Source organism: Pseudomonas shiyinii (assembly GCF_056725765.1).
Genome location: NZ_CM161522.1, coordinates 4,224,168 through 4,248,908 on the forward strand (window position 1 = coordinate 4,224,168; position 24,741 = coordinate 4,248,908).

The 24,741-nt window shown below is 64.9% G+C and carries 20 protein-coding genes and 1 riboswitch; of the genes, 6 read left to right on the top strand and 14 right to left on the bottom strand.

Annotated elements, in window-relative coordinates; translation table 11 throughout:
- Nucleotides 1-58 precede the first annotated feature (58 nt).
- From ACXHGZ_RS19090 to asd, 3 genes are read left to right on the top strand one after another with little or no spacing between them, the layout of a single operon-like run.
- On the top strand, nt 59-1,594 hold the full coding sequence (locus tag ACXHGZ_RS19090) for an HDOD domain-containing protein (RefSeq protein ID WP_480460990.1): 1,536 nt from the start codon (nt 59-61) through the stop codon (nt 1,592-1,594).
- Between the two features lie 46 nt (nt 1,595-1,640).
- Nucleotides 1,641-2,450: a rhodanese-like domain-containing protein gene (locus ACXHGZ_RS19095; RefSeq protein WP_480460993.1), complete on the top strand. Its 810-nt coding sequence runs from the start codon at nt 1,641-1,643 to the stop codon at nt 2,448-2,450.
- A 17-nt stretch (nt 2,451-2,467) separates the two neighbouring features.
- Nucleotides 2,468-3,331, top strand: coding sequence for an archaetidylserine decarboxylase (gene asd, locus ACXHGZ_RS19100; RefSeq protein ID WP_480460995.1), 864 nt, complete (start codon nt 2,468-2,470; stop codon nt 3,329-3,331).
- 285 nt (nt 3,332-3,616) lie between these two features.
- On the opposite strand, the gene serB is transcribed toward asd, so the two are convergent.
- Entirely contained in the window at nt 3,617-4,831 is a 1,215-nt protein-coding gene (serB, locus tag ACXHGZ_RS19105; protein ID WP_480460996.1) for a phosphoserine phosphatase SerB, read from the bottom strand.
- 136 nt (nt 4,832-4,967) lie between these two features.
- Here serB and ACXHGZ_RS19110 point away from each other — a divergent pair, with 136 nt between their 5' ends.
- A complete protein-coding gene (locus ACXHGZ_RS19110) occupies nt 4,968-6,425 on the top strand; it encodes a histidine kinase (protein ID WP_480460997.1) in 1,458 nt (485 codons plus the stop codon).
- 198 nt (nt 6,426-6,623) lie between these two features.
- Here the strand turns inward: ACXHGZ_RS19110 and ACXHGZ_RS19115 are convergent.
- The 10 genes from ACXHGZ_RS19115 to ACXHGZ_RS19160 all read right to left on the bottom strand — a co-directional run bounded on the left by ACXHGZ_RS19115 (nt 6,624) and on the right by ACXHGZ_RS19160 (nt 17,292).
- A protein-coding gene (locus ACXHGZ_RS19115; protein ID WP_416768414.1) for an IS3 family transposase occupies nt 6,624-7,843 on the bottom strand; the annotation gives its coding sequence in 2 pieces (ribosomal slippage) (nt 6,624-7,495 and nt 7,495-7,843; 1,221 coding nt in all).
- A 103-nt stretch (nt 7,844-7,946) separates the two neighbouring features.
- Nucleotides 7,947-8,657 carry a PqiC family protein gene (locus tag ACXHGZ_RS19120; protein ID WP_480460998.1) on the bottom strand — a complete coding sequence of 237 codons (711 nt, stop codon included), beginning with the start codon at nt 8,655-8,657 and terminating at the stop codon, nt 7,947-7,949.
- Nucleotides 8,658-8,832: 175 nt separating this feature from the next.
- The gene (gene parC, locus ACXHGZ_RS19125; protein ID WP_224457105.1) at nt 8,833-11,091 is read right to left on the bottom strand and encodes a DNA topoisomerase IV subunit A; all 2,259 of its coding nucleotides are present in this window, start codon (nt 11,089-11,091) and stop codon (nt 8,833-8,835) included.
- Between the two features lie 10 nt (nt 11,092-11,101).
- Nucleotides 11,102-11,620 carry a retropepsin-like aspartic protease family protein gene (locus tag ACXHGZ_RS19130; protein ID WP_480461000.1) on the bottom strand — a complete coding sequence of 173 codons (519 nt, stop codon included), beginning with the start codon at nt 11,618-11,620 and terminating at the stop codon, nt 11,102-11,104.
- Nucleotides 11,617-12,603 carry an esterase-like activity of phytase family protein gene (locus ACXHGZ_RS19135; RefSeq protein ID WP_480461001.1) on the bottom strand — a complete coding sequence of 329 codons (987 nt, stop codon included), beginning with the start codon at nt 12,601-12,603 and terminating at the stop codon, nt 11,617-11,619. Before ACXHGZ_RS19135 ends, ACXHGZ_RS19130 begins: the two co-directional genes overlap by 4 nt.
- Nucleotides 12,600-14,504, bottom strand: a complete 1,905-nt coding sequence (parE, locus tag ACXHGZ_RS19140; RefSeq protein ID WP_084854134.1) for a DNA topoisomerase IV subunit B — start codon at nt 14,502-14,504, stop codon at nt 12,600-12,602. Before parE ends, ACXHGZ_RS19135 begins: the two co-directional genes overlap by 4 nt.
- 36 nt (nt 14,505-14,540) lie before the next feature.
- Nucleotides 14,541-15,149 carry a YqiA/YcfP family alpha/beta fold hydrolase gene (locus ACXHGZ_RS19145; RefSeq protein WP_480461004.1) on the bottom strand — a complete coding sequence of 203 codons (609 nt, stop codon included), beginning with the start codon at nt 15,147-15,149 and terminating at the stop codon, nt 14,541-14,543.
- A 181-nt stretch (nt 15,150-15,330) separates the two neighbouring features.
- A complete protein-coding gene (gene cpdA / locus ACXHGZ_RS19150) occupies nt 15,331-16,146 on the bottom strand; it encodes a 3',5'-cyclic-AMP phosphodiesterase (protein WP_480461005.1) in 816 nt (271 codons plus the stop codon).
- 85 nt (nt 16,147-16,231) lie between these two features.
- The gene (locus tag ACXHGZ_RS19155) at nt 16,232-16,684 is read right to left on the bottom strand and encodes a DUF1249 domain-containing protein (RefSeq protein ID WP_084854129.1); all 453 of its coding nucleotides are present in this window, start codon (nt 16,682-16,684) and stop codon (nt 16,232-16,234) included.
- Nucleotides 16,675-17,292, bottom strand: a complete 618-nt coding sequence (locus tag ACXHGZ_RS19160) for an NUDIX domain-containing protein (RefSeq protein ID WP_084854127.1) — start codon at nt 17,290-17,292, stop codon at nt 16,675-16,677. The genes ACXHGZ_RS19155 and ACXHGZ_RS19160 overlap by 10 nt, the downstream gene beginning before the upstream one ends.
- Before the next feature lie 184 nt (nt 17,293-17,476).
- On the opposite strand from ACXHGZ_RS19160, the gene ACXHGZ_RS19165 reads away from it, so the two are divergent.
- On the top strand, nt 17,477-18,223 hold the full coding sequence (locus ACXHGZ_RS19165) for an RsiV family protein (RefSeq protein ID WP_084854125.1): 747 nt from the start codon (nt 17,477-17,479) through the stop codon (nt 18,221-18,223).
- Here ACXHGZ_RS19165 and cytX read toward each other — a convergent pair.
- Together cytX and thiC are read right to left on the bottom strand one after the other, a co-directional pair.
- On the bottom strand, nt 18,192-19,475 hold the full coding sequence (gene cytX, locus ACXHGZ_RS19170) for a putative hydroxymethylpyrimidine transporter CytX (RefSeq protein WP_480461007.1): 1,284 nt from the start codon (nt 19,473-19,475) through the stop codon (nt 18,192-18,194). The genes ACXHGZ_RS19165 and cytX overlap by 32 nt on opposite strands.
- 162 nt (nt 19,476-19,637) lie before the next feature.
- Entirely contained in the window at nt 19,638-21,524 is a 1,887-nt protein-coding gene (thiC, locus tag ACXHGZ_RS19175) for a phosphomethylpyrimidine synthase ThiC (protein ID WP_084854121.1), read from the bottom strand.
- Nucleotides 21,525-21,669: 145 nt separating this feature from the next.
- A riboswitch (TPP riboswitch) is annotated at nt 21,670-21,776 on the bottom strand.
- 158 nt (nt 21,777-21,934) lie between these two features.
- Between thiC and ACXHGZ_RS19180 the strand changes: the two genes are divergently transcribed.
- The gene (locus tag ACXHGZ_RS19180; protein ID WP_480461008.1) at nt 21,935-23,362 is read left to right on the top strand and encodes a TolC family outer membrane protein; all 1,428 of its coding nucleotides are present in this window, start codon (nt 21,935-21,937) and stop codon (nt 23,360-23,362) included.
- A gap of 95 nt (nt 23,363-23,457) precedes the next feature.
- On the opposite strand, the gene waaA is transcribed toward ACXHGZ_RS19180, so the two are convergent.
- Complete coding sequence (gene waaA, locus ACXHGZ_RS19185) at nt 23,458-24,726, bottom strand: lipid IV(A) 3-deoxy-D-manno-octulosonic acid transferase (protein ID WP_480461009.1); 1,269 nt, start codon at nt 24,724-24,726, stop codon at nt 23,458-23,460.
- Nucleotides 24,727-24,741 lie beyond the last annotated feature (15 nt).

The window sequence follows — 24,741 nt, forward strand, 5'->3', positions numbered from 1 at the left end:
AGAACTGCGCCAGACTATAGCCACAAATAACGAAAAGCCAGTTTGGACTGATGTCAAAATGCCAATGGACGCTAAGGTGCCAAACCAGATTCCGCGTACGCTCGATGCCTGGGTAAAGCTGCTCGATGGCATCCGCCTGCCGGTGCCCAAGGAGAGCCACGACCGGGTGTTGTCGGCCATCAACGATAGCCGCCGCTCTCTGCGGGACATTGCCGAACTGATGCAAGACAGCCCCGCCTTGGTGCTGTCGGTGATGCGCGAGGCCAACCACCCGGCCAATGCCAGCCAGGCCGAGCCTGCCGAAAGCCTCGAAATCGCCCTCAACCGCCTGGGCCTGGCGCGCAGCGCCAGCCTGCTGGCACGCCTGCCCGCGGTGCCGGGCCAGGACATCCCGCCGGTGCTGCGCCAGTTCCTGCTGATCAGCCAGCATGCCGCGCAACAGGCCAGCGGCCTGTTCGCCAGCCGCCTGGCACGGCTGTGGCAGGAGATCCATTGGGGCAGCCTGCTGTTCCTGTCACCGCTGTGGCCTATGGCGCAAGCCTTTCCCAAGCTGCTCGATACCTGGGAGCTGCGGGTCATCCACAAGGGCGAGGACGCCGCCGAAGTCGAGCTCGCGCTGTTCGGCGTACGCATCATGCAACTGTGCCAGGCCGTGGCCGAACACTGGCGGCTGCCGGAATGGGTGACCCAGGGCTATCGCCTGCTGCTCGATGAGCGCGAACAACTGGCTCAGGTGCTGGCCATCGCCCGCGAGCAGGACAGCTTCACCCAACAGCAGCGCCTGGACGACGCGCCCGGGCTGCGCCGCTGGTTCAACCAGCCGGCCAATACCGTGCTGCTGGCCAACGGCCTGGCGCTGGCCGCCCAGGTGGGCTGGGACAACCCGCACCTGCTGCGCTGGCAACTGCTGACCGCCCTGTACCTGCAGACATCGCTCGACGACGTGCAACAGCAGGTCCACCAGCAGGCCGCCGCCAGCGCCCGCCACCATGCCCGTCATGCCCTGTTCCACCCCGCCGAGGCGCTGATCTGGCCCTGGCAGCAACGCCGGCCGCATCCGGACATGCTCGAACCGCCACCGCCCACCACCCAGGACCTGGCGCGCTGGCGCACGCTGTGTGGCGAGCTGCTGACCCAGCCCAGCCCGTTCGGCACGAGCCTGCACCTGTGCACCCAGGCCCGCGACGCTCTGCTGGCCTGCGGTATGCAACGGGTGATTCTGCTGACCCTGGACAAGGCCACCGAATCCCTACGCGTGCAACAGACCGCCGGCCTGCCAACGGAGGTCGCGGCCCTGGTGCTGCCCCTGGCCGGCAGCAAATTGCTGCAACGCCTGATGACCCAGGCGGCGCAGCTGCGCCTGACACCAGACAACCACGCCCAGTTCTCGGCCTTGCTGCCAGCCCCGCTGTGGGCCGCCATCGGCAGTGAGCATGTGCTGCTGCGTTCGCTGGCGGTCAATGGCCAAACGGTGATGCTGGTGATCGCAGACCAGGGCGGCAAGCCGTTGGCCGATGTCAGCGTGCAAGCCTTTGGCAAGACCGCGCAATGCACCGAGCGTGCCCTGGCTGCCTTTGCCAACCGCAACGCCTGAGCCTTGCGCTACAATCGCTCCCTCAATTCCACCCTGGAGACCGTGGATGACTGACTTTTCCGGCTTGCCCCTGGTGATCGAACCGGCCGACCTGCTGCCGCGCCTGGGTTCGCCACAGCTGATCGTGGTCGACCTGACCAGCGCCAACCGCTATGGCAGCGGTCATGTCCCCGGCGCGCGCTTCGTCGACCCCAAGCGCACCCAGCTGGGCCAGCCACCGGCGCCAGGCCTGCTGCCGGCGCGCGCCGACCTGGAAAAGCTCTTCGGCGAGCTCGGCCACCGCGACGACGCGGTCTACGTGGTATACGACGACGAGGGCGGCGGCTGGGCCGGGCGCTTCATCTGGTTGCTCGACGTCATCGGCCACAAGGGCTACCACTACCTCAACGGCGGCATCCAGGCCTGGCCGGCCGACAAGCTCTCAACCGATGTACCTGCCAGCGCGGCTGGTCCGGTCAGCCTGCAACTGCATGCAGAGCCCACCGCCACCCGCGAATACCTGCAAAGCCGACTGGGCGCGGCCGACCTGGCCATCTGGGACGCCCGCAGCCCCGGCGAGTACAAGGGTGAGAAAGTCCTGGCCGCCAAAGGCGGTCACATTCCCGGCGCGGTCAACTTCGAGTGGACCGCAGGCATGGACCTGAACGACCACCTGCGCATCCGCCCGGACATGGCCGACATCCTGCAACAACTCGGCATCACCCCGGACAAGGAAGTGATCACTCACTGCCAGACCCACCACCGTTCCGGCTTCACCTACCTGGTGGCCAAAGCCCTCGGCTATCCACGGCTCAAGGCCTATGCCGGCTCCTGGGGCGAGTGGGGCAACCACCCGGACACGCCTGTAGAAGTTTGAATTTCCAAGGAAACCCAATGAAATCCCGCTTGTTCATCATCAGCCAGTACCTGCTGCCGCACCACCTGCTGTCGCGGCTGGCCGGCTGCATCGCCGAGTGCCGCGCGCGCTGGTTCAAGAATGCCTTCACCGCCTGGTTCGCCAAGCGCTACCAGGTGAACATGTCCGAGGCGCTGGTCGAGGACCTGACCGCCTACGAACATTTCAACGCCTTCTTCACCCGCGCGCTCAAGCCGGGTGCACGCCCACTGGACGAGACCCCGGGCGCCATCCTCTGCCCGGCAGACGGTGCAGTCAGCCAGCTCGGCCCGATCGAGCATGGCCGCATCTTCCAGGCCAAGGGCCATAGCTTCAGCGCCCTCGAGCTGCTGGGCGGCGACCCACTGCTGGCCGCGCCGTTCATGGGCGGAGAGTTCGCCACCATCTACCTGTCCCCCAAGGACTACCACCGCGTGCACATGCCACTGGCCGGCACCCTGCGCGAAATGGTCTACGTGCCGGGCCGGCTGTTCTCGGTCAACCAGACCACCGCCGAGAATGTCCCCGAACTGTTCGCCCGTAACGAGCGGGTGGTGTGCCTGTTCGACACCGAGCGCGGGCCGATGGCCGTGGTACTGGTCGGGGCGATGATCGTCGCGTCGATCGAAACGGTGTGGGCCGGCTTGGTCACGCCGCCCAAGCGTGAGGTGAAGACCTTCCGCTACGACGAAGGCAGCCGTGCGCCGATCCATCTGGAAAAAGGCGCGGAATTGGGGCGTTTCAAGCTGGGATCGACCGCCATCGTGCTGTTCGGGCCCGAGCAGGTGAAGTGGGCCGGGAGCCTGGGTGCGGGTTCGGCGGTACGCATGGGGGAACTGCTGGCACAGCCTGCCCAGGGCTGAGTGCTTGCCGCGAGGGTTTCGGCGCCTGTTAGATCGAGCGCCGCCCGCGCGGCGCATCGCGAGCTGCGCTCGCTCCTACGTTTATTTAGGGCCAGTCCATCCTGTTGGATTTTCGCGCGGACGCCTTCGCGCCTGACGTGAGGCTGTGCCGTACGAACCAGGCGGTCGCGCGCGCCTGTCACAGGCGTTACTGGCCCTAAATAAACGTAGGAGCGAGCGCAGCTCGCGATGCGCCGCGCGGGCGGCGCTCGATTTCAAAATTGCCGAAGTCCTCCCGCCGAACCTTCAGCTACGGGCATCACGATCGCGCATGCCCAGCAGGTACAGCACACCGTCCAGCCCCAGGGTCGAAATCGCCTGTTTGGCCGACTGGCGCACCAGCGGCTTGGCGCGGAACGCAACGCCTAGGCCGGCCAGGGACAGCATCGGCAGGTCATTGGCGCCATCGCCCACGGCGATGGTCTGCTCCAGCTGCAAGCCCTCTTCACCAGCCAACTGCTGCAGCAGCTCGGCCTTGCGCTGGGCATCGACAATCGGCTCGACCGCAACGCCGGTCACCTTGCCATCGACCACTTCCAGTTCGTTGGCAAATACATAGTCGATGCCAAGGCGCGCCTGCACCTGCTTGGCGAAATAGGAGAAACCACCGGAAAGAATGGCCGTCTTGTAGCCCAGGCGCTTGAGCTCGGCGAACAGGTGCTCGGCACCTTCGGTCAGGCGCAGGGACGCGCCGATATCGTCCAGCACGCCAACATCCAAGCCCTTGAGCAGCGCCATACGCTCCTTGAAGCTGGCGCGGAAATCCAGCTCGCCACGCATGGCGCGCTCGGTGATCGCAGCCACCTGCTCGCCCACCCCGGCAGCCTTGGCCAGCTCGTCGATCACCTCGGCCTCGATCAGTGTCGAATCCATGTCGAACACCGCCAGGCGGCGATTGCGGCGGAACAGGTCGTCTTTCTGGAAGGCGATGTCGATGTCCAGCGCCTCGGCCAGGGCGAAGAAGTCGGCGCGCAGGGCCTGGGCGTCGCTCGGCTCGCCACGCACGGAAATTTCCAGGCTGGCCTTGCTCTTCTCCACCGGAGCATCCAGCGCCACGCGCGAGGACAGGCGCTCGATACGCTCGATCGTCAGGCCGTACTGGCTGATCACGGCGCTCACCCGCTGCAGCTGCTCGGGCGTCACCTTGCGGCTGAGCAGGGTGACGATATGGCGCGCCTCGCCCTGGCTGTCGGCCCAGTGCTGGTAGTCGGCCTCGGAAATCGGCGTGTAGCGGGCTTGCAGGTTCAGCTCGTGGGCCTTGGCCTGCACGCTTTGCAGCAGCTGGGTGGCCACTTCGTTGTCCGGAATATCGACCAGGATGCCGAAGGACAGGGTACCGTGCATCACCGCCAGGCCGATGTCGAGGATGTTCACACCGCCCTGGACCAGGACGCCGGTAAGGGCTGCGGTGAGACCTGGACGGTCTTCACCAGTGATGTTGATCAGGACGATTTCGCGCAAGACCGGGCTCCGACTTCGATGAAAAATGCGCATTCTACCGATTTTCCGTGATGATCGGGCAGCATCGATACTTTGCCGACAAAACACGGCTCGCTATACTGCGCAACACCTTTTTCGCCATAAAGAGCCGCGCTCTGTGAACCGGCCCACGCCCGTCAAACCTGATAATTTCTTCGTGATGATCTTCCGAGCCCTCAGCCAGCGTCGCGTTCCCCTGGCCCTGCGCATCGCCAGCACCAATATCTTCCTGGTGGCCCTGGCGCTGGTGATCTATGCCTGCGTCATGGGCCTGCAGTTCCGGCAGGCCATGCACGAACAGGCGGACGCCCTCGGCCAGAGCCTGACCATCCAGACCGCCACCTCGGCGACCGAGCTGCTGGTGTCCAACGACATCCTCAGCCTCAACGTGCTCCTGGGCAACCTGGTGAAGAACCCGCTGGTGGCTCATGCGGCCATCTACAGCGTGGACAACCGCATCCTCGCCGAGGCCGGCCAGCGACCGAAGAACAGCCTGCTGGGTGAGGCCGAAGGGCTCTACCAGACCAAGATCACCTTCCAGGATGTGACCGCCGGGCAGTTGCGCATCAGCCTGGACATGACCCAGTTCCGCCAGCCGATGACCATCAGCCTGCAGAGCATGGGCATCCTGGCCGCGATCCTGTTGGCCTTGGCGCTGGCCCTGAGCCTGCGCCTGGGGCGTCACATCTCCACGCCGCTGCTGCAGCTGCGCGTATGGCTGCGTGACCCGCACCACTACACCCCTGGCACCGACCGCCAGGACGAGATCGGCGACCTGGCTCGCCAACTGCACACCCGTCTCGCCCCACCGCCGCCGGAACCTGAGGAAGTGGAAGAGGACGAATTCGACGTGGACGAGGTGGATGAGCACGCCGCAGCGCCCAAGCCCTCGGCAAAAGCCAAGGCCACAACCAGCGATGACGAAGACGACGATGCCTTCGCCGACCTGATCGAAACCGGGGACAGCCCGGTCAAAGTGGCCGCGGCCGAGTCCGACGAGCCGCAATACAGCGCCGTGCTGGCCGTGCAGCTGGGCTCCCAGGAGCAACTGCGCCGCTTGCCGCGCACCCGCCTGACCGAACTGCTGGAGCGCTACCGCGACTGCCTGGAGCAGGCGGCATCGCTGTACGAAGGGGAAACCCACACGCTCAAGGACGGCAGCACGCTGTTGCTGTTCCATAGTCGCGACTGCGGCGAAGACTACCTGACCAACGCCATCTGCTGCGGCGAGCTGCTGCGCGCCCTGGGCCATGCCCTGCAAATCGAGGTAGCCGACAGCGGCATCACCCTGCAACTGCAACTGGGCCTGACCCTGGGTGACGACCTGCAAGGCCTGGAGCAGGTAGACCTGCTGATGGCGGAAAAGGCCCAGGACGCCCTGGCGCTGTCCCAGCACAGCCGCAACCTGCTGCTGGTGGAACGCAAGATCAGCGACGACGCCCTGATCCGCCAGCGTGCCCGTATCCGTCCTATCGCCAGCCCAGAAGGCGCCTGCTGTGTCGAACGCCTGATGGAGCCCTACCCGTCCATGCTCGAACGCCAGCTGGCCCGCATGCACGAACGCCGGGCCTTGTAGGAGCGGCCCTTGCGCCGCGATGGGCCGCGAGGCGGCCCCGGCTCATGCAACCTCGATGCACCTGGTTCAATGAGCGAGACGCCTGGTTTACGGCCGCTTCGCGGCCGATCGCGGCACAAGGCCGCTCCTACAGGGGATTGGTCGTAATATGTCTAGTCCTGAAATAGGTTTACACCTGTTCAGGTAGGCCGATAGGCCTCAAAACGCCCGATGCACCGCATCGGGCGTTTTGTTTTTCAGGGCCATGTGAGGCCGCTCCGTGTTGTAGATTTGCACCGCCTCATCAACCATCTTTCTCGCCTGCTCCAGATTTTCTGGATTGCTCAGCAGCAGCTCTGTTTTGAGGATTCCGTTGATCCGTTCGGCCAGCGCGTTCTGATAGCAGTCATATCCGTCAGTCATCGAGCATTGGACCCCGTTCCGTGCATGCAGTGACTGATACAGCGCTGAGCAGTACTGAATGCCTCGGTCTGAGTGATGGACTAACGGCTGGCGACGCCGCCGTTTGCGCAGGGCCTGTCTAAAGGCTTGTGCAACCGACTCGGCATGCAGGCTCTCATGAACATGATGGCCAACAATCTTTCTAGAGTAAGCATCTGTTACCAGGCTTAGGTACAGTGGGCCGCTTCTGGCCGGCAGGTAGGTGATGTCCGCCACCCACACGTGCTCTGGCCCTGATGGGACAATCTGATTGGGGCCTGGCTTGAGTAGGTTGGGATGACGATAGAAGCGATGAAAGCTCTGTGTCGTCTTGTGATACGCCCGCTTGGGTAGCACCAACAAACGGCGCTCCCCCAAGACCTCAAACAGCCGGTCTCGGCCAACTTGAATCCGCCTATCAGGCTGGCAACGCAGCAGATAGTGCAGTTTCCGTGTGCCTAGCCGTGGCTGACGCATCCGGACTTGTTGCACAAACTCGACAACCCGATCTGCCTGGCGCGCTTTGCTATCAGCAACTCGATTACGTTTGTAGTAAGCCTGTCGGCTGATGCCTAGAAACTGACAAGCCCTAGCAATGCTCAGTCCTGCGACTTGACCTTGCGAGAGGACTTGCCGGATCGCTTTTTTACGACCGACACACCGTAGTCATTCTTTAGGACATCAACGACGGTCTCGAAGAACTGAGCCTTCTGGCTCATTAACTCAAGCTGCTGTTCAAGCTCTTTGATCCGCTGCTCTGGAGTGAGCGTTTTAGGGTCGGACATCGCGCAGCTCCTCTCGGCCCGGATCGACGCCCCTTGGCTCCAATCCTGCCGACCATGCTTACGCAACCATACCAGAACAGTCGACCGACCCTGGATGCCATATCGCGCCTGGGCCTGTTTGTAGGTCAGCTCGCCTTTTTCGATCTGATCAACGACAGCCAATTTAAAAGACAGCGAGTAATCTCGCTGCGTGCGCTTTACACCTTGCTCCATCTAGCTCTCCGGAAAATCGGGATAGGAGGTGTAAACCTTATTCAGGACGGGACAATAGCCACAAAAAAGCCCGCATCGCTGCGGGCTTTTTTGCGTCTGCCGGTCAGAACCGATAGACCTCCATGTCGGTCCGAATGGGCGAAGCCATGGGGATCTTCGGCTTCTCTGGCCCTTTCTTGACCTGGGTCGGTGCGGACTTCTTTGGCGGTGCTTCCTCGGCGACGGCCGGCTGGTTAGCCAGCGGCTTGACCGCCGCGCTGAGCTGCTCGGCCAGCTTCTGCAGCAATTGCCCCTGGGCCTGCACCTGGGACGACTCAGAGCCCTCGTGCGGTTGCTCCAGGTGCACGATGCGGTTGTCCCGCACCTTGCCGCGGCGATCGAGCAGACGCCATTGGGCATCCAGGATCGCCGGCTGGTTGCGGCCGGAGTCCAGGCGGGTGATCGACAGCAACACCTGCACATCCGGCGAGAAACCGGCGGTGGCCGGTGCCAGGACGACACGCTGGCTGTCCAGGCGCCAGGCGAGCTGACGCACCAGCAGTTGGTCGATGTCCGCCGAAAGGCTGCCCGCCCAACGACCGTCGGTCGCGGACGTCAGGCTGCCGTCAGGCTGACGCTGCAAGAAGGTTTCACGCTGAAGGTAATCGGCTACCGATACCGGGCCGAGTACGACGGCCATGCCGGCACTCTGCGAGGGCTGGCCTGGGTCACCACTGTCCAGCTGATACAAGGCCACCGGCTGATGCATGCTGCATCCGCTCAGTCCCAGCAGACCCGTCATCAACAGCGCAAATGGAAGGCGCAGAAATTTCATTCATCCCATCCAAGCGGTCGCCCCAGGGCAAACCGCAGTGATACTCATGTAGATTCTTGCAGGCACACAGCCACGCCGGCGCCGCAAGGGCACTATCATCCGCGAAATAACCGTCCGACTCCAGCATTTCTGCCTGGAATGACGCTGAAATTGCCGTTCCAGACAGACAGCCGGTTCACTCGGGGCGTTCCACCGCCATGCCATCGACCCGCTGGAAGCCGCGTGGCAGCTTGCTGCCGCGTCGGCCACGCTCACCTTTGTAGTGCTCAAGGTCGTCGGGTTTGAGAGACAGAGTACGCTTGCCAGCCTGCAATACAAGCGTCGCACCCTCGCCCACGACGGCCAGATCGGTGACGAACTCTTCCCGGTTGGCGACCCGGTCCCCGGGTACGCCGATAATCTTGTTGCCCTTGCCCTTGCCCAGCTGCGGCAGGTCGCTGACCTTGAAGATCAACAGGCGGCCCTCGGTGGTCACGGCTGCCAGCCAGTCCTGCTCGCGGTCGGCTACAGGTCGCGGAGTCATCACCTTGGCTCCGTTGGGCAGGCTGAGCAGGCCCTTGCCGGCCTTGTTCTTGGCCTGCAGGTCCTCGCCCTTGACCACGAAGCCATAGCCGGCATCGGACGCCACCACATAGAGCGCATCGTCCTCAGGCAACAGCACGCACTCGAAGGTCGCCCCTGGCGGCGGCGTCAGGCGCCCGGTCAGGGGCTCGCCCTGGCCGCGTGCCGACGGCAGGCTGTGGGCGGCCAGCGAGTAGCTGCGCCCAGTGGAGTCGATGAAGACGGCGAACTGGTTGGAACGGCCGGCGGCAGCGCCTTTGAAGCCATCCCCGGCCTTGTAGGAAAGCCCGGTGGCGTCGATATCGTGGCCCTTGGCGCAGCGCACCCAGCCTTTTTCCGACAAGACGACGGTGACCGGCTCGGTCGGCATCAGCTCGTTTTCCGACAGGGCCTTGGCCTCGGCACGCTCGACGATCGGCGAACGGCGGTCGTCGCCGTAGGTCTCGGCATCCTTGATCAGCTCGCTGCGCACCAGCTTGCGCAGCTTGGCGTCGCTGCCCAGCAGGGCCAGCAGCTTGGCCTGTTCCTTGAGCAGCTCATCCTGCTCGCCGCGGATCTTCATTTCCTCCAGGCGCGCCAGCTGGCGCAGGCGGGTCTCGAGGATGTAGTCGGCCTGGATCTCGGTCAGGTCGAAGCGGGCGATCAGGGCCTGCTTGGGGTGGTCTTCGGTGCGGATGATGTGGATCACTTCATCCAGGTTGAGGAAGGCGGTGAGCAAGCCTTCCAACAGGTGCAGGCGCTTCTCGACCTTGTCCAGGCGGTGCTGCAGGCGGCGGCGCACGGTGCCGATGCGGAACTGCAGCCACTCTTGCAGCAGGGCCCGCAAGTTCTTGAGCTGCGGGCGCCCGTCGAGGCCGATGATGTTGACGTTGACCCGGTAGCTGCTTTCAAGGTCGGTGGTGGCGAACAGATGTTGCATCAGTTCGTCGGCATCCACACGGTTGGAGCGCGGGATGATGACAATGCGGCACGGGTTCTCGTGGTCGGACTCATCCCGTAGGTCGGCGACCATCGGCAGTTTCTTGGCCTGCATCTGCGCGGCGATCTGCTCCAGCACCTTGGCCCCGGAAACCTGGTGCGGCAACGCGGTGACGACGATGTCGCCATCCTCGACCCGGTATACGGCACGCATGCGGATCGAGCCGCGGCCGCTCTCGTAAAGCTTGAGGATTTCGGCACGTGGCGTGACGATCTCGGCCTCGGTCGGGTAGTCTGGGCCCTGGATGTGCTCGCACAACTGCTCGATGGTGGCCTTGGGCTCATCCAGCAGACGCACGCAGGCACTGGCGACTTCCCGCAGGTTGTGCGGCGGCACGTCGGTAGCCATGCCCACGGCGATACCGGTGGTGCCGTTGAGCAGGATGTTCGGCAGGCGCGCTGGCAGCACGGCTGGCTCCTGCAGGGTGCCGTCGAAGTTCGGCACCCAGTCGACGGTACCCTGGCCCAGCTCACTGAGCAGCACCTCGGAATAGCGCGACAGGCGCGCCTCGGTGTAACGCATGGCGGCGAACGACTTCGGATCGTCCGGCGCACCCCAGTTGCCCTGGCCGTCGACCAGGGTGTAGCGATAGCTGAACGGCTGCGCCATCAGCACCATGGCCTCGTAGCAGGCCGAGTCGCCGTGGGGGTGGAACTTGCCGAGCACGTCGCCGACGGTACGCGCCGACTTCTTGTGCTTGGCGTCGGCATCGAGCCCCAACTCGCTCATGGCATAGACGATACGTCGCTGCACCGGCTTCAGGCCGTCGCCGATATGCGGCAGGGCCCGATCCATGATCACGTACATGGAATAGTTGAGGTAGGCCTGTTCGGTGAAGTCAGCCAAGGATCGGCGTTCGACGCCTTCGAGACTGAGTTCCAGTGAGTCGCTCATGCGGGCCTCGTCATTTCAAGTTCTGGCGCAGCAGCAAGGTACCGCCACGCTGGGTAAATTCAAGTTGTTTCAGGGCGCTCATGCCCAGCAGCACCTGCTCGCCATCGAGGCCGGGGACCACCAGTGCGCGCACGTCACGCAGGTGGATATCGCCCAGCTGCAGGTCGCCCAGGCGGGTGCGGTAGCCTTGGGTGCGGCCGTTGGCGGTGCTGAGGATCACCGGCGCGCCGGGTTGCAGGTCGAGGTCGCGGGCCAGCGACTCGGGGATCGCCACATCGGTCGCCCCGGTGTCGAGCATGAAGCGCACAACACGGCCGTTGATCGCGCCATCGGCGACGAAATGCCCCTGGCCGTTGCTCAGCAAGCGTACTTCGATGAAGCCTTCGCCGTGCTCGGACTGCACCTGGGTATTGGGGTTCTGCTGGCGCTCCTCCCATTGTCCGAAAAAGCGCGTGGCGAGGAACATCGCCCCCGCCCAGGCCACCACCAGCAGGACCCGCCCCGCACGCTTGCCTGGCGGTTGGCTCACGGCTTGGCGCTCCAGCCGCCCTCAGGGGCTGCGAAGCGCCACACGATCGGGCGCTTCTCGCCGTCGGCACGGTCACCGTTGTTGTTGTCCACGCCAATCCAGGCACCGGATGCATCGATGACCAGCGCTTCGGCCAAGCCATATGGCTGATCGTAGCGACGCGAGTCGACCAGCGCATCGGCGGCGAACGACCAGCAGCGCTCGACCTTGCCGCTGTCGGTGTCGCGGCGGCAGATCCGGTAGGCATTGCGCTCGAGGGTGAACAGCTTGCCCTCGTACCAGGCAAGGTCCGAGAAGTCGCGCGATATGGCCTGGGGTTCGGGCATCTGTGGCGGCTGCATCTCGACCCCGGCTTCGCTGAGCAGCACGCAGCTGCGCCCACAATTCCACACCGACTGCTGGCGCTCGATGGCGACCAGGCCGCGCCGTTCACGCTCGGCAGCCAGCCACAGGCGGTCGCCCGCCGGGTTGATCGCCAGGCCTTCGAACAACGCGTTGAAGTGCAGCAACATGCCACTGGCACGGGCCTGCCGAACCATGGTCGGGTCGATCCGCAGCCATTCAGGCTCACCCTCGACAGGCACTTGCAGCACCGCCGCATGGGCTTCGCTGACCAAGTAGAAATTACCAGCCTGATCGCAGGTGATGCCTTCGAAGTCCAGCTCACCGCCGCGGAGGTAGGACACCGCCCAGTTGCGCGACCGGAGCCCCCATGGCAAGCCGCTCTGCGGCACCGGCGGCGGGGTGAAGGTCAGCGGCTGGGCGCGCCACACGTCGCCCTGCTGGTCGAGGCGATAGATGCGATCATCGTCACGGTCGGACACGGTCCACAACGCCCCACGGCACCAGGCCAACCCCGAGAGGTTGCCGCCGCGCATGCCTTCGACCGGGTACTCTGCGCCGAGCTTGAGCTCCGGCCAGCTGCCCGCCTGGCTCGGCAGGGCCAGCAAGGCCAGGCAAACGGCGGCCAGCAGGCGGATCAAACCAGGACCTCGGCGAGGTTACCCTTGGTTTCCAGCCAGCTCTTGCGATCACCGGCGCGCTTCTTGGCCAGCAGCATGTCCATGATCTCGGTGGTGCCCTGCACGTCGTCCAGGGTCAGTTGCACCAGGCGCCGGGTGTTCGGGTCCATGGTGGTCTCGCGCAGCTGTGGTGGGTTCATCTCGCCCAGGCCCTTGAATCGGGTGACCTGCGGCTTGCCGCGCTTCTTCTCGGCGACCAGTCGATCGAGGATGCCATCGCGCTCGGCTTCGTCCAGGGCGTAATAGATCTCCTTGCCCAGGTCGATGCGGTACAGCGGCGGCATGGCCACGTAGACGTGGCCGGCCTCCACCAGCGGTCGGAAATGCTGGACGAACAGCGCGCACAGCAAGGTAGCGATGTGCAGGCCGTCGGAGTCGGCATCGGCCAGGATGCAGATCTTGCCGTAGCGCAGCTGCGAGAGGTCGGCGGCACCAGGGTCCACGCCGATGGCCACGGCGATGTTGTGCACCTCCTGGCTGGCCAGCACCTCGCCACCATCGACTTCCCAGGTGTTGAGGATCTTCCCGCGCAGCGGCAGTATCGCCTGATACTCCTTGTCTCGCGCCTGCTTGGCCGAACCGCCGGCCGAGTCACCCTCGACCAGGAACAGCTCGGCACGCATCGGGTCCTGCCCTGCGCAATCGGCCAGTTTGCCTGGCAGCGCCGGGCCCTGGGTGATGCGCTTGCGCTCGACTTTCTTGCTCGCCTTCAGGCGCCGGCCGGCGTTGCTGATGGCCAGCTCCGCCAGCTGCATGCCCAGTTCCGGGTGGGCGTTGAGCCATAGGCTGAAGGCGTCCTTGACCACGCCGGAGACGAACGCTGCCGCCTCGCGGGACGACAGACGCTCCTTGGTCTGGCCGGAAAATTGCGGCTCCTGCATCTTCATCGACAGCACGAAGGTGATGCGTTCCCAAACATCCTCCGGCGCCAGCTTGACGCCACGGGGCAGCAGGTTGCGGAACTCGCAGAACTCGCGCATCGCATCCAGCAGGCCCTGGCGCAGGCCGTTGACATGGGTGCCGCCCTGGGCGGTGGGGATCAGGTTGACGTAACTCTCCTGGACACTGTCGCCGCCCTCCGGCAGCCATAGCAGGGCCCAGTCCACAGCCTCCTTATTGCCAGCCAGGCTGCCGCAGAACGGCTCGTCGGGCAGACGCAGGAACTCGCTGACCGAGTCGACCAGGTAGGAGCGCAGGCCGTCTTCGTAGTGCCACTCGACCTTCTCGCCGCTGGCCTTGTCCTCGAAGCTGACCAGCAGGCCCGGGCAGAGCACCGCCTTGGCCTTGAGCACATGCTTGAGGCGGCTGACGGAGAACTTGGCCGAGTCGAAATACTTGGGGTCGGGGCTGAAGTACACGCTGGTGCCGGTGTTGCGCTTGCCCACCGTGCCGACCACCTCCAGCTCGCTGGCCTTGAAGCCATCGGCGAAGGTCATCTGGTATTCGTTGCCATCGCGCTTGACCCGCACGCGGACCTGGGTCGACAGGGCGTTGACCACCGAGATGCCGACGCCGTGCAGGCCACCGGAGAACTGGTAGTTCTTGTTGGAGAACTTGCCGCCGGCGTGCAGCTTGGTGAGGATCAGCTCGACCCCGGACACACCCTCTTCGGGGTGGATATCCACCGGCATTCCGCGACCGTCGTCGCACACTTCCAGGGAATGGTCGGCATGAAGGATCACCTGCACCGAGCGTGCGTGGCCAGCCAGAGCTTCGTCGACACTGTTGTCGATGACTTCCTGGGCCAGGTGGTTCGGCCGGCTGGTGTCGGTGTACATGCCCGGTCGCTTGCGGACCGGGTCAAGGCCCGAGAGGACTTCGATGGCGTCTGCGTTATAGGCGCTAGCGCTGGGATTGGCCATGGGGTCTCGTCGTCAGTCTGGTGAATGCAAAAAAGGTCAAAATACAGAAAAATCGAGCGTCGCATACTGCCCGCGGGCAATGCCGGCGAAGGCCAGCAGGGCCGGCAGACGGTCGGCGAAGCCTTGGAAGCTGTGGTCGCCGCCGGCCTGGATACGCAAGGCACAAGCCTGGTAATAGCGTTCGGCCTGGCGATAGTCCAGGGTTTCGTCGGCAGTCTGCAACCATACCTGGTAGCGGCTGGCGTCCTGGGGCGGCGGCACTTCGAGTTCGGCCAAGGCCTGTACATGGTCCAGGGTCAGTTCCCAGGATTCGTCGGTGTACAGGTTGCGCTGGGTACCCAGGTAGCCGTCGAACAGGCGGTGCGGCCCGACTGCCGGGTTGATCAGCAGGGCTTTCAGGCCATGGCGCTCGGCCAGGTAGGTGGCATAGTAGCCACCGAGCGAACTCCCCACCAGCAAGGGGGTACCGAGCTCGGCGATGGCGGCTTCCAGCTGGGCGATGGCCTGGCGCGGGTGATGATGCAAGGCCGGCACGCGCAGGCGCCCGACCAGGCCCAGGGCCTGCATCACCGCCTCGAGCTGGCGCGCCTTCTTCGACAGCGGCGAGCTGTTGAAGCCATGGATATAGAGGATGGAACCCGACATGCTGCCCCTCGGTATCGACTGCTGTGCACCCGTCCATGCGGGCGCAGGGACGCGCAGTGTAGCGCGTTCACCGGGTTTTGGCGTCGCACAGAAGTTTCAACATTTTCGTCACAATCCAAGGACCGCTTCGCGGCACCCTGTGGGAGCGGGCTTGTCCCGCGATGGCCCCCTGCAGGCCCCTTCAGTATCCCGGGCTGTCGAAGTCCAGCTTCACCGCGAAATCCCGCGCCCGCTCGACCCCCGTCTCCACCCGCCCATCGCCATGCAGGCGCAGCCAGCGATAACCCGGCTGCTCCTCGCTGACCTGGAAGTCCTCGCTGCGGGCCGCGAACTGGATGCAGGTCGATGGCGTGGCCAACAGGCGGATGCCATCACGTTGTTCATCCCACGGCTGGTGGACATGCCCCCAGAGCACCGCCTTGACCTGTGGACAACCACGCAGGCGCGCCCACAGTTCATCGGCATTGCGCAGCCCGATCGGGGCGATCCAGGCACAACCGATATCCACCGGCTGATGGTGCAGGCACACCAGGCAATGCCGTTCACCGGCAGCGGCCAGGGCTTGGTCCAGAATGGTCAGCTGGTCGTCGGCGAGCCAACCGTGGGTGGCATCGGGCACGTTCGAATTGAGCATGACGATGCGCCAGGCACCCAGGTCGGTCACCGCCTGAACCAGGTCGCTTCCCTGGGCCACCTCGGCCATCACCCGGGCCTCGTCATGGTTGCCCGGGAGCCAGCGGCTCGGTGTGCCAAGCGAAGCGCTCACCTGCCGAAAAGCTTCGTAGGAGGCAACGCTGCCATCCTGGGAAAGGTCGCCCGTGCACAGCAGCAGGTCGATGCGCGGCTGCTCGCGACGCACCTGTTCGACCACGTGACGCAGACTGTCTCGGGTATTCATGCCCAGCAAGGTACCGCCAGGGCTGGCGAACAGGTGGGCATCGGTCAGTTGCACCACATGAAGCGGCGCCGGATCTTGGGCGTGGTTGGGCTGCGGCAAGGGCCGTCTCCTCGAACGGGTTCAGGGCGATTATCGGCTGCCTGTACGCGTCGGGCAAAGGGCCTTGCCCGACCTGCATCACATTTCAGCGAACGGCTTCCAGTTCATGACCACAGGCCAGGCAGTGGCTCAGCCATTCGCCCAGGAACAGGTTGAGCTGGGCCTTCTCGTCCGGCTGGTGCATCGCTGCGTTGGGGTACGGGTAGATGCTGCGCAGGCGCCGGGTGTGTTCAGCGCTGACCACCTCGGCCATGCGCGCGTCGTGGTACACCTGCACCTCCAGGTGCGGCACCGGCAGCCACGGCAGGCTGTGCTCCTGGCGCACCCGCAAGGTGGTGGTGTACGGGCAGGCCAGCAGCACATCGAGCACCAGCACGCCGAGCATCTGGTCGCCCTGGGTCATGCCGATGCGGCGCGAGCTCTGGGTGGTGCGCATGTCCGGCAACAGGCGCATCAGGCGGGCATAATTGGCCTCGCAGGCGGCCTGCAGCCCGGCCAGGTCGACCCGGTAGCGCTCGCGCAACAGGTTCACTTCCACATACCTCGCACTTCGTCACGGTTCAGCGCCAGCCATTGCAGGCCGATGATGGTCGCGGCGTTGCAGATGCGCCCATCGCGCACGGCCTGCAAGGCGTCCTCGAAGGCCCAGACGCGTACACGGATATCCTCGCCCTCCTCCTCCAGCCCGTGAAGCCCGCCGGCGCCTTCGCTGCTGCAACGGCCCAGGAACAGATGCACGTACTCGTCGCTGCCACCGGGGGATGGGAAGTAACGGGTCATCGGCCACAGTGCGCTGAACGTAAGGCCCGCTTCTTCCTCGGCTTCGCGATGGGCGACTTCCTCGGGCTGCTCGTCCTTGTCGATCAGCCCGGCAACCATCTCGATCAGCCAGGGGTTTTCCACCTTGCCCATGGCACCGACGCGGAACTGCTCGATCAGCACCACTTCGTCGCGCAACGGGTCGTACGGCAGCACACAGACTGCGTCGTGGCGCACGAACAGTTCGCGGCTGATCTCACGGCCCAGGCCGCCGGCGAACAGTTCGTGGCGCAGGCGCAGCTTGTCGAGCCGGTAGAAGCCCTGGAAGCAATTGGCCCGTTCGACGATCTCGACCGCCTTGGGTTGCGAATTCAACGTGTCTGACATGGAAATCCTCGTTACCTCGTTTACCGCATCGCGCCATCCTACTCTGCGTGCCGCCGTGTTTCACCCCTTTCCGGCGACCGCTCAGGCGGCCGGGACAGAGCCTCTGTACTCTGTTAGCTTAGTGGCGAACCGACGGCTTCGCCGACGGTCAAAGGCCGACTCCCTTTGTTCTGCAAGGATCATCATGACGCTTGTCAAACTGACTTCCGTGGCCGTGCTGGCAATGGCCCTGGGCGCCTGCCAGAGCCTGTTCGAGCCCAACTACCGGGCCCCGCTCGAGGTCAAGCGCGACGCCTGGGAACACGTCAAGCCCGGCTGCAGCGAAAGCGACTGCCCACTGGTGAACATCGACACCATCCACTTCCCGGCCCTGCCCAAGCTCGACGCCATCGTCGAAAAACGCCTGTTGCAGCTGACCGAAGACAACCAGCGCAGCGGCGCGCCCACTTCGTTGCAGGCCTACGAACAGCAGTACCTGGCCAGCGCCGAGAAGCGCAACAGCAGCTACCTGCAAGCCAAGGTACGCGAGCAGCATGACGGGCTGGTGATCATCGAGCTGTCCAGCTACCTGGACAGCGGCGGCGCCCACGGCATGCCCGGGCGCGGTTTCATCAACTACTCACGCAAGCTGGACAAGGTCCTGACCCTGCAGGACATGCTCCTGCCAGGCCAGGAAGATACCTTCTGGAAGACCGTGGAAGAGTCCCACCGCGCCTGGATGATCAGCACCGGCATGGACAAGGACCCGGAGTTCGCCAAGACCTGGCCGTTCCGCAAGTCCCCCCATGTGGCCCTGACCTACGGCGCGGTCGTGGTCAAGTACGAGGTCTATGCCATCGCGCCCTATTCCATGGGCCACATCGAGCTGAAGATCCCCTACCCGCGCCTGAATGGCGTGCTCAGGCCTGAGCTGTTTCCCGGCCGCGGCTGAGGCTCAGCAGGCCATGCAGCCCCCCTGCCAGCAGCAGTGCCGGCAGGGTCGCCCCCAGCTCCGGCGCGACATTGGCCATCAGGTGATACGCCGCCACGCCCACCGCCCAGGCCAGCAGTGCCTGCCAGTGTAGCCCGGCCACCAGCGCCGGCAGTTGCCGCCGACGAACGACGAAGTGGTCGACCAGCACCACGCCGAACAGCGGCGCGAACACCGAACCGATCAGCAGCAGGAAGTTCTGGTACTGGGCCAGCGGCGCCAGCAGGGCGACCAGGGTGCACAGCACACCGATGGCCAGGGCCAGGTGCTCGACCCGCAAACGCACCAACAGGCCGGTGGACACCGCCGCCGAGTGGATGTCGGCGAAGGCGTTTTCCGACTCGTCCAGCAAGATAAGCAACAATGGGATGCCCAGCCCGGCACCGGCCAGGGCCAGCAGCAGCGCATTGACTTCACCACTGGGCGCGAAGGCCAGGGTGTAGGCCACGCCCAGGCTCATCAGCCAGGCATTGCCGATGAAAAAGCCCAGTGCCGTGCCGCCGAACACACGGCTGGCACGCTGGCCGAAGCGCGAGTAGTCGGCGATCAGCGGCAACCACGACAGCGGCATGGCGATGACGATGTCGAAACCGACCGCCAGCGACAGCGAACCATCGCCGGCCCGCTGCCACAGCCCGGCCAGGTCGGCCTTGGCGAACAGGTTCCAGGTCAGCCACAGGCAGGCGCCGAGCAGCAGCCAGATCCCCCATTTGCGCAGCACCTTACGCACGAAGGCCAGCGGCCCGCTGACGGCGAGCAGGGTGGCCAGGGCGCCGAAGCACAGGGTCCAGAGCACCGGGCTGGTCCAGGCGCTACCTTCGCCGAAGGCACGAGCGCCCAGCAGGCTGGCGGCGTCACGCATGACGATGATCTCGAACGAGCCCCAACCCACCAGTTGCAGCAGATTGAGCAGCGCCGGCAGGCGCGCGCCATGGCGGCCCAGGGTCAGGCGCAGGGTGGCCATGGCCGACAGACCCGTGTCGCTGCCGATCACCCCGGCGGCGGCCAGCAGCAGTACACCGACCGCCGTGCCCAGGACGATGGCCAGGATCGCCCCCGCCAGGCCCAGGCCGGGCGCCAGCAGCGCGCCGACCTGCAGGACCATCAGGCCGATGCCGAGAGAGAACCAGAGCGAGAACAGGTCGCGGGCACCGAATTGGCGCTGGCTGTGGGGGACCGGGTGGTCCGGGGAGAAGTGGCTGGGTATGCTCATGAAGGCGCTCGCCGGGATGTTATTGATGTTCTTGGCGAGGACTTACGTCCTCGTTTCGCGGCACAAGGCCGCTCCTACAGGGACAGCGCAGGGCGTGAACCTTGCGCTGCTGTAGGAGCGGCCTTGTGCCGCGAAAGGGCCGCGAAGCGGCCCTCAGCCTGCCTAGACTTTCTTGTACAGTTGGCTGCCTTCCTGGCGGAAGCGCTCGGCCTGCTCGCGCATGCCCTCCTCCACCGAGACGTCCGTGGCTTCGATACGCTGGTTGGCAGCGTACTCGCGCACCTCTTGAGTGATCTTCATGGAACAGAACTTCGGCCCGCACATCGAGCAGAAGTGCGCCACCTTGGCCGACTCCTTGGGCAGGGTTTCGTCATGGAACGCACGGGCGGTGTCCGGGTCCAGGCCGAGGTTGAACTGGTCTTCCCAGCGAAACTCGAAGCGCGCCTTGGACAGCGCGTTGTCGCGGATCTGCGCGCCCGGGTGCCCCTTGGCAAGGTCTGCGGCATGCGCGGCGATCTTGTAGGTGATGATGCCGGTCTTGACGTCGTCCTTGTTCGGCAGGCCCAGGTGTTCCTTGGGCGTCACGTAGCAGAGCATGGCGCAGCCGAACCAGCCGATCATCGCCGCACCGATGCCGGAGGTGATGTGGTCGTAGCCCGGCGCGATGTCGGTGGTCAGTGGGCCGAGGGTGTAGAACGGCGCCTCGTCGCAGCACTCGAGCTGCTTGTCCATGTTCTCCTTGATCAGTTGCATCGGCACGTGGCCGGGACCTTCGATCATGCACTGCACGTCGTGCTTCCAGGCGATCTTGGTCAGCTCCCCCAGGGTCTCGAGCTCACCGAACTGGGCCGCATCGTTGGCGTCTGCGATCGAGCCCGGGCGCAGGCCGTCGCCCAGCGAGAAGCTGACGTCGTAGGCCTTCATGATTTCGCAGATCTCGTCGAAATGCGTGTACAGGAAGTTTTCCTTGTGATGCGCCAGGCACCACTTGGCCATGATCGAGCCGCCGCGGCTGACGATGCCGGTCACGCGCTTGGCGGTCAGCGGCACGTAGCGCAGCAGCACGCCTGCGTGGATGGTGAAGTAGTCCACGCCCTGTTCGGCCTGTTCGATCAGGGTGTCGCGGAACAACTCCCAGGTCAGGTCCTCGGCAACCCCGCCAACTTTCTCCAGGGCCTGGTAGATCGGTACGGTACCGATCGGCACCGGCGAGTTGCGGATGATCCACTCGCGGGTCTCGTGGATGTGCTTGCCGGTGGACAGGTCCATGACGGTGTCCGAACCCCAGCGAATGCCCCAGGTCAGCTTGGCCACTTCTTCCTCGATGGAGGAGCCCAGGGCACTGTTGCCGATGTTGCCGTTGATCTTCACCAGGAAGTTGCGGCCGATGATCATCGGCTCCAGCTCCGGGTGGTTGATGTTGGCCGGAATGATCGCGCGACCACGGGCGATCTCTTCACGGACGAACTCGGGGGTGATTTCCTTCGGAATGCTGGCACCGAAGCTATGGCCGGCATGCTGCTGGTCGAGCAGACCGGCGGCGCGGGCTTCCTGCAGCTTCATGTTCTCGCGGATGGCGACGTATTCCATCTCGGCGGTGATGATGCCCTGGCGCGCGTAGTGCATCTGGGTGACGTTGGCACCGGGCTTGGCGCGGCGCGGGTTGCGCACGTGGGCGAAACGCAGCTTGGCCAGGTCGGCATCGTTCAAGCGCTGCTGGCCGAAGTTCGAGCTCAGGCCGTCCAGGCGCACGGTGTCACCGCGAGCCTCGATCCACGCCGAACGGACGTCGCCCAGGCCCTTGCGTACATCGATGACGACGTTCGGGTCGGTGTAGGGCCCGGAGGTGTCATAGACCAGCACCGGGGCGTTCTGCTCGCCGCCAAAATCGGTGGGGGTGTCATGCAGGCTGATTTCACGCATCGGCACGCGGATGTCGGGGCGCGAACCTTCGACATAGACCTTGCGCGAACGGGGGAACGGTTGCACGGACTGCTGGTCGACTTGCGCCGACTCGCTGAGGTGGATCGATTTTTCTTGTTTGCTCATCACAGGCTCTCCAGACAGCGTGGAATGTCGGGGAGAACCTGAAGGGGGCGCGGATTGCACCTGGGACGGTGCTGGTGCCGGATACACGGAGGTGCCTTGAGCGTAAGCTTCGACAATCCCGGACCTGGCACAAGATCTCGCCGGGAAAGCGAGCAATCTTGTTCCCTACGCAGGCGCTAACCTGATCAGGTTCAACGGGATCCGGAACTATCCGATCTCAGCCTTCGATTCAAGGCACCCCGACAAGAACATGCGCAGTCTAGACTCAAGTGGCCAGCAAAGCCAAGCGGGTAAATGCCAGGATGATGAAAGGCACCGGGACGATTGTTGGCCGAGGCACGGGGCACTACACTGGGCCATCGTTCGATACTCAACAGTTCAGTAATTAAATTTCGTACAAGGATTGCCCTATGCTGCGCAAACTCTCACTGGCGATTGCCGTGTCTTGTGCGTCCAACGGAGTGGTCTGGGCAGTGGATGTGCCCACGGTGAAGACCGACCTGATCAGCGTCTACCAGGAAGCGGTCGACAACAACGCCGACCTCGCCGCCGCCCGCGCCGACTATGGCGCCCGCCGCGAAGTGGTGCCCCAGGCCCGCGCCGGCCTGCTGCCGAACCTGTCGGCCGGCGCCGAGATGATGAACACCCGCACCAAGTTCGATGAACCTTCGGTCACCTCCAACCGCAGCGGCAACTCGTGGAACGCGACCCTGGCACAGCCGATCTTCCGCGCCGACCGCTGGTTCCAGCTACAGGCTGCCGAGGCGGTCAACGAGCAGGCCGCCCTGGAGCTTTCCGCGACCGAACAGAACCTGATCCTGCAAACCGCCGAAAACTATTTTGCGGTGCTGCGCGCCCAGGACAACCTGGCCTCGACCAAGGCCGAGGAAGCCGCCTTCAAACGCCAGCTGGACCAGTCCAACGAACGCTTCGACGTCGGCCTCTCGGACAAGACCGACGTGCTGCAGTCACAGGCCAGCTACGACACCGCCCGGGCCAACCGGATCATCGCCGAGCGCCAGGTCCAGGACGCCTTCGAGGCCCTGGTGACCCTGACCAACCGCGAATACGGTTCGCTCCAGGGCGTGGTCCACACCCTGCCGGTGCAAGTGCCAACGCCCAACGACGCCAAGGCCTGGGTCGAGACCGCGGCACGGCAGAACCTCAACCTGCTGGCCACCAATCATGCCGTCACGGCGGCCGAGGAGACCCTGCGCCAACGCAAGGCCGGCCACGCGCCGACCCTGGATGCGGTGGCCCGCTACCAGAAGGGCGACAACGACAGCCTGGGGTTCTCCAACCCGCAGCCCGGCGTGCGCTACAGCGGCGATATCGAACAGACCAGTATCGGCCTGCAGCTGAACATCCCGATCTACAGCGGCGGCCTGACCAGCTCCCAGGTGCGCGAGGCCTACCAGCGCCTGAGCCAGAGCGAGCAGCAACGTGAAAGCCTGCGCCGCCAGGTGGTGGAAAACACCCGCAACCTGCACCGGGCGGTGAACACCGACGTGGAGCAGGTGCAGGCACGCAAGCAGTCGATCATCTCCAACCAGAGTGCCCTGGAGGCCACCGAGATCGGCTACCAGGTCGGTACCCGCAACATCGTCGATGTGCTCGACGCACAGCGCCAGCTGTACACCTCGGTGCGCGACTACAACAACAGCCGCTACGACTACATCCTCGACAACCTGCGCCTGAAACAGGCCGCCGGTACCCTCAGCCCGCAGGACCTGCAGGACCTGGGGCGCTACCTGAAAGCCGACTACAACCCGGACAAGGACTTCCTGCCGCCGGACCTGGCTGCGGCGGCGGCCAAGAACTTCGAACGCAGGCCTTGAGCGTGCTAGGTGTGAGTTGATTCGGTGCCGGTGAGATCACGCGCCGCCCGCGCGGCGCACCGTCCCACCGGCACCGAATCAGCTCCGGCGAACGCTTACAACCATTTCCCCAGCCCATCCAGCAACCGCTGCAACGCCCCCTGGTTGGCCTGCATCACCGCCCTGCCCGCCTCGCCCATGCGCCGGGCATCCTGGGGCAGCTCGACCAACCGACGCACCGCCCCGGCCAGGCCGCTGGCATCGTCCACCTCCTGCAACGCCCCCGCCTCGCGCAGCATCGCGCTGATTTCCAGGAAGTTGAACACGTGCGGCCCCGTCAGTACCGGTAGCGCCAGTGCCGCCGGCTCCAGCGGGTTGTGCCCGCCGGTAGGCACCAGGCTGCCGCCCACGAAGGCAATGTCGGCCAGGGCATAGAGGAACAGCAACTCCCCCATGGTATCGCCGAGCAAGACCTGGGTCTGGGCTTGCACCGGCATGCCGGAAGAACGGCGCACGGTGGCGAACTGTGCGTCACATAAGGCATGCACCGCATCGAACCGCTCGGGATGGCGCGGCACCAGCACCAATAGTGCATCGCCATGAACCTGCAGCAATTGCCGATGGGCCTCGAGGATCAATTCATCCTCACCCTCGTGGGTGCTGGCGGCGATCCACACCGGGCGCTGCCCGGCGCCCCATTGCTCACGCAGGTCACGCGCGCGAGGCTGCAATTGCGCGTCGACCTTCAGGTCGAACTTGATCGAACCGGTCACCTGCACACACTCAGGCCGCGCGCCCAGACTGCGGAAACGCTGCGCCTCGGTCTCGGTCTGCACCGCGATCAGGCTCATCTCGGCCAGCATCGGCCGGGTCAGGCCGGCGAAACGTGCATAGCCACGGGCCGAGCGCTCGGACAGCCGCGCATTGGCCAGGGCCACAGGAATGCCGCGTTTGGCGCACTGGTGGATATGGTTGGGCCACAGCTCGGTCTCCATGATGATGCCCAGCCGCGGCCGGACATGATCGAGAAAGCGCCCCGCCGCCCAAGGCAGGTCATAAGGCAGGTAGCAATGCTGGATTCGCGGCTCGTCGGCGAACATCGCGCGGATCCGCTCCGAACCGGTGGGCGTCATGCAGGTCAGGGTGATCGGCAGGTCCGGGTAGGCCTTGAGCAAGGCACGGATCATCGGCGCGGCAGCGATGCTTTCGCCCACCGACACCGCGTGCACCCAGATGCCGCCCTGGCGCATCGGCGCCAGCTTGCAAGCGAAGCGCTCGGCGATGCGCTGGCCATAGGCCGGCGCCTTGCGCGCACGCAGGTACAGGCGCAGCGCAACCAGTGGCAGGCCCAGGTGGAAAAGTAAGGTATAGAGGGTTCTGTTCATGGCGACGCAGTGTAC